The sequence below is a fragment of the Variovorax sp. 01T439_2 genome (assembly GCF_056398445.1).
Genome location: NZ_JBFTPJ010000341.1, coordinates 1 through 10,364, shown reverse-complemented (window position 1 = coordinate 10,364; position 10,364 = coordinate 1). Strand labels below are relative to the sequence as shown.

The window sequence follows — 10,364 nt, the reverse complement described above, 5'->3', positions numbered from 1 at the left end:
GGCGTTCACCAGGCGGCCCGCGTGGATGACGCCGCGCGAGGTGTGGACGACGAAGCCGCCGCCGTCGCCCGGACGGCGTTCGATCCGGCGTACATCGCAGCCTCGCAGGAAGCGCGCGCCCTGCTGCTGCGCGAGAGAAGCCACGGCATAGGTCGCGCGCAGCGGGTTGATCTTGCCCTCCATGGGACAGAGTTCGGCCCCCAGCAGCTGCGGCGACAGCGCGGGCGACAGGCGGCGCAGCGTGGCCGCGTCGATCACCTGCGCCTCGATGCCGTGGCTGCGCTCCAGCGCGGCCTTGGCCTCGATGAAGCGCAGGCCGGCCTCGGTGTCGGCCACCATCAGTCCGCCAGTGATCTTGATCTCCAGGTCTTCGCCGCTCTCGGCCTCGATCTCCTGCCACAGCCGCACCGACACCGGGCCCAGCGGCAGCGTGGCCGCGGCCGGACCGCCGCCTTCCTGCGCCTTGGCGCCGAAATCGAAGGACAGCAGCTGCACGTGCAGGCTGCCGGCATTGGCGCCCGAGGCCTGGAGGTTGATATCGTCGCGGTCGACCACCGTCACGTCCTGGCCCGCCTTCGACAGATAGTGGCCGAGACAGGAGCCGAGCACGCCGGCGCCGATGACCAGCACGTCGGTGCGCAGGGTTTCGAAGGGCGCGTGTTCGACCGGGCGCGCGAGATTCGGCGTGATGGCCGGCTTGTGGCCGCCCCATTCGGGCTTCTCGAAGCCCAGCGCGCCGGCCGGCACGGGCTTGGCCGGCGGGCGCGGCGCGAAGTACTGCTCGACCTCCAGCGGCCGCCCCGTCATCTCGCTCACCAGCTTGGCGGCCGTGACCGCGCAGTAGCGCCCTTGGCAGCGGCCCATGCCCAGCCGCGTGTTGCGCTTGAGCGCTGCCAGCGTGTCGCGGCCCGCGCGGATCTGTTCGCGCGCGGAGCCGAAGCTGATTTCTTCGCAGCGGCACAGCAGCGTGTCGTCGCTGACGGCAGCCAGTGCCACGGGCGGCGCCTTGTACAGCGACCAGAGGGCCTGCTGGAAGCACTCGGCACGCTGGAGCTGGGCCGCCGTCCGGTCGGGCACGGCCGTTGGCTTTGCCGGCAGTCCGAGCTTGCGCGCCGCGGAGCGCCCGGCCAGCGTGCCGCGTGCCAGCGCGACGCGCGAACCGCCGAGGTCCGCGCCGTCGCCGACCACGAAGACATCTTCCAGGCTGGTGGCGCCGTCGCCGGCTGTCACGGTCGCGAGATAGCCGAGGTGCCGGTCGACCACGCGATGCTCGCAGCCCAGCATGCGTGCGAGTTCGGTCGAAGGGATGAAGCCGTAGCCCAGGCACAGCGTGTCGGCCTCGAAGCGCCGCATCGGCGCTGCCGTGCGCTGGCCCTGTGCGTCCAGTTCAACCACATGCACCGCCTGCAATTCGCCGTCGCCTTCGGCCGCTGCCACCGCGTGGCGCCACAGCACAGGCACCTTGTGTGCGCGCAGCTGCCGCAGGTAGCCCCAGCCCTGGCGCACCAGGTCGGGGGCGGTGCGGGCAGTGGTCAGCAGGTGGCGCCAGTCGCGCACCGAGGGGCGGGCCGCCGATTCGAGCACCGCGACCACGTGCGCACCGCCGGCCAGCAGTTCCGCGGCAAGTTGCAGGTTGAGCGGACCGTTGCCCGCGATCACCACGCGCCGGCCCGGCGCGACGCGGTAGGCCCGCGCCAGCGTCTGCGCGGCGCCGGTGGTCATCACGCCGGGCAGCGTCCATCCCGGAATGGGAACGGGTCGCTCGTAGGCACCTGGTGCGACCACCAGTTGCCGGCACCGGATGTGGGTGGCGCGCCCGGCGATCAGCGCGCTGACTTCATGCGCCGAGAACGCGGCCCAGACCTGCGCGCCCTGGGCGATGGCCACGCCGGCCGCGCGCACGTCGCGCTCGAGCGCGAGGCCCTCCGCGAATTGGCGATCGACGGGGCGGGGCGCGTGGTGCGAGGGGGCCAGCGGCTTGTAGAACTGGCCGCCGGACTGCAGCCGCTCGTCGAGCACCAGCACGCTGGCGCCGGCTTGCCGCGCGGCCAGTGCCGCCGACAGGCCGGCCGGCCCGGCGCCCACCACCAGCACGTCGATGTTTTGTGCGGCCGGCGCCGCATCGGCGGCTGGCGTGAGCGGCTGCAGGGGGTCGGCCGGCGTGCCCGCCGGCATGGCCGAGCGGATCTGCTGGCCCTCCGCCACTTTGGCCAGGCAGGCGCGCTGGCTGGCCACGCCGTCGATCGTCACCAGGCAGTCGAAGCACGCCCCCATGCCGCAATAAAGGCCCCGGCGCCCGCCACCGCGCGTGTGCCGCATCTGGCGGATGTGGCTGGCCGCCAGTGCAGCTGCCACGGTCTCGCCCTCGAGGCCGTCGATGGCCTGGCCGTCGTACCAGAAGCGGATCGTCCGGCCACTGGCGGCAATGGAGCTGTGGGTCAGTCGGGCGCTCATGAGCAGGTGCGATGAAAAACTGCTTGGATATACTGAATGTATACGTATACTAATCGTACACGATCATTCAGTCATCCGATTTTTCACCGAGGACCGACCCATGACAGCGTTTCGAGGCACCTATACGGTGCTGATCACCCCCATGACCGCCGACGGAAAGCACGTGGACGTGCCTGCGCTCAAGAAGCTGGTCGACTGGCAGATCGAAGAGGGCATCCACGGGCTGATTCCGCTGGGCAGCACCGGGGAGTTCCTCTCGTTGACGCCCGAGGAGCGGCAGCTGGTGATCGAGACCTGTGTGCAGACGACCGCAAAACGCGTGCCTGTTCTGATCGGCACCGGCGCGGAGTGGACCGACGAGTGCGTGCGGCTGAGCCGCGAAGCCGAGGGCATGGGCGCCGACGGCGTGATGATCATTCCGCCGTTCTACAGCTCGCCCACCGACGACGAACTGTTCGAGCACTACCGCAAGGTGGGCGAGGCGATCAACGTGCCGATCATGGTCTACAACAACCCGGCCACGGCCAATGTGGACCTCAAGCCCGAGCTGGTGGCGCGCCTCTCGCGCATCGACAACTGCAGGTACATCAAGGAGTCGACGCTCGAGGTCACGCGGGTGCGCGACATCATCGAACTGTGCGGCGACCGCATGACGGTGTTCGCGGGCATCCTCGGCTACGAGTCGTTCTGGCTCGGCGCCCAGGGCTGGGTGGCGGTGTGCTCCAACCTGATTCCGAAGATGTCGGCCCGCCTGTTCGAGCTGGTGGCCGACGAGCACGACATGCCCGCCGCGCTGGCGCTCTACAAGCAGATGCTGCCGATCGTGCGCTGGGTCGGCGGCCACCGCTACGTGGCTGCGTCGAAGGACGGCCTCTCGATGATGGGCCTGCCCGTGGGCAAGCCGCGCGCGCCGCGCCTGCCCCTGCCTGAGGCCGATGCCGCCGACCTGCGGCGCGCGCTCGATCGGCTCGGCCTGCTGGACTCCATCGCGCCTTGAGCTCCCTTTTTGCCACCACGCCGCCTCGTCCAACCTCCACCAGGAAATCACCATGAAACTGCTCCCCGCTCTCGCTTCGGTCGCTGCTCTTTTCATTCTCGGGATCGGGGGCGCGAACGCCCAGGCCTGCAAGTCGCCCGTGCCTGATGCCGCGCTGGTGAAGAAGGGCACGCTGACGATGTCGATCAACCCGACCCTGCCGCCGATGCAGTTCGTGGACCAGACCGGTGCGCTCAAGGGCATGCGGGTCGAACTGGGCGAGGCCATTGCCAAGCGGCTGTGCCTCACGCCCGAGTACGTGCGCATCGAGTTCTTGGCCATGATCCCGGGCCTGCAGGCCGGCCGCTGGGACGTCATCAACACCGGCATCTTCTACACCGACGAGCGCGCCAGGCTCATGCAGATGCTGCCCTACGAAGACCAGGCCATCAGCATCAGCACCGCCAAGGGCAATCCGCTGAAGATCGGCAAGCCCGAGGACCTGTCGGGCAAGAGCATCGGCGTGGAGATCGGCGGCTTCGAGGAGCGCAAGGCGCGCGAGCTCGACAAGCAGCTGACCGACAAGGGCCTGAAGGGCATGACCATCCGCACCTTCGAGAACTTCGCGATGGCGTTCCAGGCGCTGCGCGCCGGCCAGGTCGAGGTGGCCCTGTCGATCGACTCCACCGGTGCCGAGTACCAGAAGCGCGGCGACTTCGACCGCGTGCTGCAAGGCCTGTTCCCGACGCCGGTCGCGCTGGCCGCGAAGAACAAGGAACTGTCCCTTGCGGTGGCCAAGGTGCTCAACGACATGAAGGCCGACGGCTCCTTCAACAAGCTGCTCGACCAGTACGGCGTCAAGGCGACCGACGGCGCCGTGGTCGTCAAGGGACCGGCGAGCTGAGCGCCCTCGCTGCGCACCATTGACTTCGGCAACCAAGGAACTTCCATGGGACAAGGCTGGAACTGGTCGGGCTTCTTCGGCTATCTGTTCAACCCCTACATCCTGAGCGGTGCGTTCACCACCCTGTGGCTGACGCTGGCGGCCATTGCAGGCGGATTGGTCGTGGGATGTGCCCTGGCCCTGGCCAGGCTGTCGCGCCATGACTGGCTCGCCGCGCCGGCGCACTTCTACATCTGGGTGTTCCGCGGCACGCCGCTGCTGGTCCAGCTGATCATCATCTACACCGGGCTGCCGCAGCTGGGCCTCAAGCTGTCGGTGGTCGAGTCGGCGCTGCTCGGCCTGATCCTCAACGAGGCGGCCTACCTCGCCGAAGTGGTGCGCGGCGGCATCCAGTCGGTGCCGGCCGGCCAGACGAACGCGGCGCGCGCCGTCGGCTTCAGCAGCGCACAGAGCATGCGCTACATCGTGATGCCGCAGGCGATGCGGCTGATCATCCCGACGCTGGGCAACAGCATCAACGGCCTGCTCAAGACCACGTCCATCACTTCGGTGATCTCGATGGAAGAGCTGCTGCGCCGCACCCAGGTGCTGATCCAGGAGAAGTTCATGGTGCTGGAGCTGTTCATCGTGGCCGCGATCTACTACCTGCTCATGACGACGGTGTGGGACGTCATCCAGCGCCGCATCGAGCGCCACTATGGCCGCGCCTACGGCAATGCGAGCGAGCCCGTGGCGGCAGCCACGGCCGACGTCGTGCTCGAGCAACGCTAGCCAGGAGCCCGTCATGCAGCCCTACGACCTGATCCTTCGCAACGCCGACATCGCCACCGTGGGCGACCGCTACCGCGCCGACATCGGCGTTCGCGACGGACGCATCAGCGCCATCGCCCGGCAGCTCGACGGCAGTGCTGCGCGCGAGATCGATGCGGCCGGCCGGCTCGTCACGCCCGGCGGTGTCGACGGCCATTGCCACTTCGACCAGCCCACCGGGGACGGCTCGCGTTTCTCCGATGACTTCTTCACCGGAACGCGCTCGGCGGCCTGCGGCGGCACCACCACCGTGCTGCCTTTTGCCGCGCAGCAAAAGGGCGGCAGCATCCAGGACGCGGTCGACGATTACCACCGCCGTGCCGACGGCAAGGGGCTACACCTCGTTCAAGATCTACATGACCTACGAGGACCTGAAGCTGGACGATCGCCAGATCATCGAGGTGCTTGCGGTGGCGCGCCGGCAGGGCGCAATGACGATGATCCACGCGGAGAACAGCGACTGCATCGCCTGGCTCACCGAGCAGCTGCTGGACGCGGGCCTCACCGCACCGCGCTACCACGCGAGTTCGCGGCCGATGGCCGTGGAGCGCGAAGCCACGCACCGCGCGATCGCGCTGGCGGAACTGATCGACACGCCGGTCCTCATCGTGCATGTCTCGGGCCGCGAGGCCGTCGAGCAGATCCATTGGGCGCGCGGGCGCGGGCTGCCGATCTTTGCAGAAACCTGCCCGCAGTACCTGTTCCTGAGCGCGGAAGACCTGGGCATCGATCCCGACGATCCCATGCACGGTGCGCGCTGCATCTGCAGCCCGCCGCCGCGCGACAAGGCCAACCAGCAGTTCATCTGGAACGCCCTGGCGAGCGGCCTCTTCACGGTCTTCTCATCGGACCATGCGGCGTTCAACATCGACGGCCCCGACGGCAAGCGCGTGGCCGGCGACGACGCTTCCTTCGATCGCATTCCGAACGGCATTCCCGGCGTCGAGACGCGCATGCCGCTGCTGATGAGCGAGGGCGTGCTGGCCGGGCGCATCGACGTGCACCGCTTCGTCGAGCTCACGGCCACCAACCCGGCGCGCATGTATGGCCTGTATCCGAAGAAGGGAACGATCGCCGTGGGAGGCGATGCCGATTTCGTCGTCTGGGATGTCTTCGAAGCGGGAAGCGAGAAGGTCATCGCCAACGACATGCTTCATCACGCAGCCGACTACACGCCCTACGAAGGCATGCGGCTGCGGGCCTGGCCCGCAGTCACGGTCTCGCGCGGGCGGGTGGTGTGGCAGGACGGCGTCTTTTCGGCCGAACCCGGCTCGGGGCAGTTCCAGCCCTGCCTGCGTCCGCGCACGCCGAACGCCGGCAGTCCGCTGGACAAATGGCTGTGAGACCATTCGTCCCCCGGCGGTCGGCCTGCTAAGCTTTTTCGACACCGCCTGTGGAAACCTTTTTTTGTCGTCGCATGCCCAGTCTTCCCAGTCCGGCCCAACCCGCCACCATCACCATCGCACCGCTCGAGGTGCGCTCTGCCAGCCTGGCCGAACAGGCCTATGCGCGCCTGCGCACCTTGATCCTGGATCGCCAGATCTCGGCCGGCAGTCCCCTGCAGGAAGGCCGCCTGGCGGAAGAACTCCGGATCTCGCGCACGCCGATGCGCGAGGCGCTGGTGCGCCTCGCCGGCGAAGGGCTTCTGGTGCGCCGCGATGCGCGTTCCTATGCGGTGCGCGCGCTGGGCACCAAGGAATACTTCGACTGCATGCGAGCCCGCGAGATCATCGAGGGCGAAGCCATCGTGCTCGCCATCGACAAGATCAGCGACGCGCAGATCGATGCGCTCGAGGCCGACCTGAAGTCGCTGGACGCCGGTGAGCATGACGAGACCGAGCACTGGCATTTCGATGACCGGTTCCACTTGCTCATTGCGGCGGCCAGCGGCAACGTCGTGCTGCCGAGGCTGGTCGAGGAGCTGCGCGTGAACGCGCGTCTGTTCCGGCTGCACAGCCCGCTGCATCGCCAGCGCGAAAACCACGACGAGCACGGCGAGATCATCCATGCGCTGCGTGCGCGCGATCCGGCGCTGGCACGCAACGCCATGTGCGCGCATTTGCGCAGCCTTCAGGAGGACGTCAAGCGCGCGATCGTCGGTTGATGGCGCCGGCGCGGCCGATGTGCGGCCGCCCTCCTCACATCACCCCGAAGGTCTTGAACGCCTCGACCGTGCTCATGCCGTTCTTGATGGCTTTTCTCACGCTGCTTTCCGTGTCGGCCTTCTCCAGCGCGAGGCTGATCGCCTCTTTCTCCGCCTCGCGCGGAATGATCAGCACGCCGTCCTGGTCGCCGAAGACGATGTCGCCGGGGCGAACTCGAATTCCCCGGATCTCCACCGGCACGCGATAGTCGACGACCTTGCCTCGCGGGCCCTGGTCCTGGGCATAGCCGCCAAGCGAAAACACCGGGAGGCCGAGTTCGAGCACCTCCGCCGTATCGCGGGAATACCCGTCGAGAACCGCGCCGGCTGCTTTCAGATGCAGGGCGCGCGTGGTCATCAGACCTCCCCACAGCGCGAACTCGGGGGCCGACCCCGTTGCCACGTAGACCTCGTTCGGCGCGAGATCGTCCAGCGCCTCGAAAAGCAGACCGAAAGCCTGCCGGCTCAGCGGCGACTTTCCCTCGGGTTCGGAGCGCGCAAAGCAGTGGGTCTCCAGCACGGGCATGGCGCGGCCCGCCACGACCAAGGAGCGTTCGACCGGCTTGATGGCCGGGGGCAGGAACTGGTGCATGAAACCCAGGGTGTCGAGGATGTCGCCGACCACCGCAGGGAACAGGCGCGCGCGCATCAGGGCGAACAGTCCGTCATCGTCTTTCCACATTGCTTCTTGCCTCCTGAAAGAAATGCGGATTGGACCCATGGCGGCACGCGTGCACAACCTGTCCACCTGTATGATAGGTAAGGAGACCGACGCATGACCGCACACCCCTTCGTCCTGGGCCGACTGGAGAGAACTTCCCTTGCAGAGCAGGCCGTTCAGAGCCTTCTGCAGCGCATACAGGACGCGAAGCTCGGCCCGGGAGCATCGCTGCCTTCGGAAGCGCGCCTGGGTGAGTTGCTCGGCGTGAGCCGAACCGTCGTGCGCGAGGCGCTGAGAACCCTCAAGGGCTTGGGTGTGATCGACATTTCGAACGGCAAGAGCCCGACGATTCGCCGCGAGCTGGACGCGGCTGCGCTGGCCGTCTACTTTTCGCGCGCCGTGCAGGTCCTGGACAATTCCACGGAGGACTTGATGGACGTGCGGGCAAGCCTCGAGGGCCGCGCTGCAGCATTGGCAGCGCTTCGCCGCACGCCGGAGCAACTGGCCCGGATGTCTGATTTGGTGATCCGGATGCAGGCGCAGCTTCGCCGCCCCGCGGTGTACGCGTCGCTCGATATGGAACTGCACCTGGAAATCTCGCGGGCGAGCGGAAACCTGCTGCTGTTCCAGATCATCGGATCGATCCGGGCCTCGCTGGAAGCGCAGTCGCGCCAGGGCATGGAACGGCGCAAGACGAAAGCAAGCCTGCAACAGGTGCAGGATGCCCACGTCGAACTCGTCGAGCGGATCGGCAACCGGGATGCAGAGGGTGCGAGCCGATGCATGCTCTCGCACATGGAGAGCGCGCTGAGGGTGCTCCCGGTCCAGGGCAGACCGGCCGTCAGCCGCCCGCGCGCTCGTCCGGAAGCTTCGCGATCACCTTGATCTCGAACTGGAAGCCATAGAGCCAGGTCACGCCGATGCCCGTCAGCGTCGGGTGCGGCGCCTCGCCCCAATATTCCCCAACCACCTTCCAGATGGTTTCGAACTTCGATTCAGGGTCGACGATGAAGACCGTTACGTCGACCACGTCGTCGAAGCTGCAGCCCGCGGCCGAGAGGATCGCGTTGAGGTTGTCGAACGCGAGCCGGACCTGCGCCTCCAGGTCGGGCTCCGGCGAGCCATCGGGCCGGCTGCCGACCTGCCCCGACACGAACAGAAAGCCGTTGGAGCGGATGGCTGGCGAATACCGGTTGCGCGCATAGAGCGCCTGGCGGCCGGCGGGAAAAACAACGTTGCGTGCGGACATGGTTCGGCTTTCTTTCTTTCTTTCTTGGAAAGGGAGGTTGCGATCGATGGACTCTAGAAGCGCGCGGCCGCCAGATAAACAGGCAGGACGCACAATGACTGTTTGCTCAGCCCAAACAATCGACCGAGGCACAGAGATGGACCGATTCGATGCGTTGCAGGCCTTCGCCCGCGTGGTGGAGGCGGGCAGCTTCACCAAGGCGGCGCAGACGCTCCACATGAGCAAGACCACCGTGACGCAGCTGGTCCAGCAACTGGAGGCGCGGCTGCGCGTGAGGCTCTTCAACCGCACGACGCGCCAGGTCAGGGTCACGGCCGAGGGCGCGGCCTACTACGACCGCGTGGTGCGGCTGCTCGCCGACCTGGAGGACGCGGACGCCAGCCTGCTGGGCGCCTCGGCCTCGCCGAGGGGGCGCCTGCGCGTGGACGTGCCCACCCCGTTCGCCCGCATGATCCTGGTGCCTGCGCTGCCGGCGTTCCATGCGCGCCATCCCGAGATCCAGCTCGAACTCGGCGTGAGCGACCGCATGGTCGACCTGATCGGCGACAACGTCGATTGCGTGCTGCGCGGCGGCGAGCTCACCGATTCATCGCTGACGGCGCGCCGCGTGGGCGAGCTGCGGCTCGGTGTCTTTGCGGCGCCGTGCTACCTGGAACGTGCCGGCACACCCGCGCACCCGAACGAGCTCGAGGGCACCCACCACCGCATCGTGGGCTACCTGAGCACGCGCAGCGGCAAGGTCGCGGCGCTGCGCATGCAGCGTGGCGCCGAGCACATCGAACTGCAGGGCCGCCATGTGGTCGCGGTCGACGACGGCAATGCCTACCTCGCGGCCGGCGTGGCGGGCATGGGCGTTCTCTGGCTGCCGCACTACATGGCCGCGCCCCACGTGGCCCAGGGCGAGCTGGTGCCGCTGTTCGAGGGCTGGCACTTCGGCGCGATGCCGATGTACGTGATGTTCCCGCCGAACCGGCATGCCAGCGCGAAGCTGCGCGTGTTCATCGAATGGATCGACGAGCTGATGGCGCTGCATGCGCCGATTGCTGCGCTTGGGGATGCCTGAATCACTCCGGCGAGCGTTCGCGCCAGGCCTCCAGGATCATCGTCTCGATGTCATGCACTTCGCGCCCGACCGCCGCAGCCACGGCCTCCCGGTATGGCGGCATG

At 67.8% G+C, this 10,364-nt stretch carries 9 protein-coding genes and 1 pseudogene; 7 read left to right on the top strand and 3 right to left on the bottom strand.

The genetic code is table 11. The annotated features are described in order from the left end of the window. A partial coding sequence (locus tag AC1DOC_RS17050) for an FAD-dependent oxidoreductase (RefSeq protein WP_478130135.1) occupies positions 1-2,454 on the bottom strand: 2,454 nt, incomplete at its 3' end. A 100-nt stretch (positions 2,455-2,554) separates the two neighbouring features. On the opposite strand from AC1DOC_RS17050, the gene AC1DOC_RS17045 reads away from it, so the two are divergent. From AC1DOC_RS17045 to AC1DOC_RS17025, 5 genes and pseudogenes are all read left to right on the top strand, one after another. Further along, complete coding sequence (locus AC1DOC_RS17045) at positions 2,555-3,451, top strand: dihydrodipicolinate synthase family protein (RefSeq protein WP_015865657.1); 897 nt, start codon at positions 2,555-2,557, stop codon at positions 3,449-3,451. Positions 3,452-3,503: 52 nt separating this feature from the next. Beyond that, the gene (locus tag AC1DOC_RS17040; RefSeq protein WP_015865656.1) at positions 3,504-4,334 is read left to right on the top strand and encodes an ABC transporter substrate-binding protein; all 831 of its coding nucleotides are present in this window, start codon (positions 3,504-3,506) and stop codon (positions 4,332-4,334) included. Between the two features lie 45 nt (positions 4,335-4,379). Beyond that, entirely contained in the window at positions 4,380-5,105 is a 726-nt protein-coding gene (locus AC1DOC_RS17035) for an amino acid ABC transporter permease (protein ID WP_015865655.1), read from the top strand. Positions 5,106-5,118: 13 nt separating this feature from the next. Continuing rightward, positions 5,119-6,487 (top strand): annotated as a pseudogene (locus tag AC1DOC_RS17030) (amidohydrolase family protein). A 74-nt stretch (positions 6,488-6,561) separates the two neighbouring features. Next, positions 6,562-7,248, top strand: coding sequence for a GntR family transcriptional regulator (locus AC1DOC_RS17025; RefSeq protein WP_015865653.1), 687 nt, complete (start codon positions 6,562-6,564; stop codon positions 7,246-7,248). Between the two features lie 34 nt (positions 7,249-7,282). Here the strand turns inward: AC1DOC_RS17025 and AC1DOC_RS17020 are convergent, their stop codons facing one another. Then, positions 7,283-7,969: an RraA family protein gene (locus AC1DOC_RS17020; RefSeq protein ID WP_015865652.1), complete on the bottom strand. Its 687-nt coding sequence runs from the start codon at positions 7,967-7,969 to the stop codon at positions 7,283-7,285. Positions 7,970-8,062: 93 nt separating this feature from the next. On the opposite strand from AC1DOC_RS17020, the gene AC1DOC_RS17015 reads away from it, so the two are divergent. Then, positions 8,063-8,833, top strand: a complete 771-nt coding sequence (locus AC1DOC_RS17015) for an FCD domain-containing protein (RefSeq protein WP_015865651.1) — start codon at positions 8,063-8,065, stop codon at positions 8,831-8,833. On the opposite strand, the gene AC1DOC_RS17010 is transcribed toward AC1DOC_RS17015, so the two are convergent. Next, positions 8,790-9,197: a RidA family protein gene (locus AC1DOC_RS17010; RefSeq protein ID WP_015865650.1), complete on the bottom strand. Its 408-nt coding sequence runs from the start codon at positions 9,195-9,197 to the stop codon at positions 8,790-8,792. The two genes, AC1DOC_RS17015 and AC1DOC_RS17010, sit on opposite strands and share 44 nt — an antisense overlap. A 136-nt stretch (positions 9,198-9,333) precedes the next feature. On the opposite strand from AC1DOC_RS17010, the gene AC1DOC_RS17005 reads away from it, so the two are divergent. Then, entirely contained in the window at positions 9,334-10,260 is a 927-nt protein-coding gene (locus AC1DOC_RS17005; protein WP_015865649.1) for a LysR family transcriptional regulator, read from the top strand. The last annotated feature ends 104 nt before the right edge of the window (positions 10,261-10,364 follow it).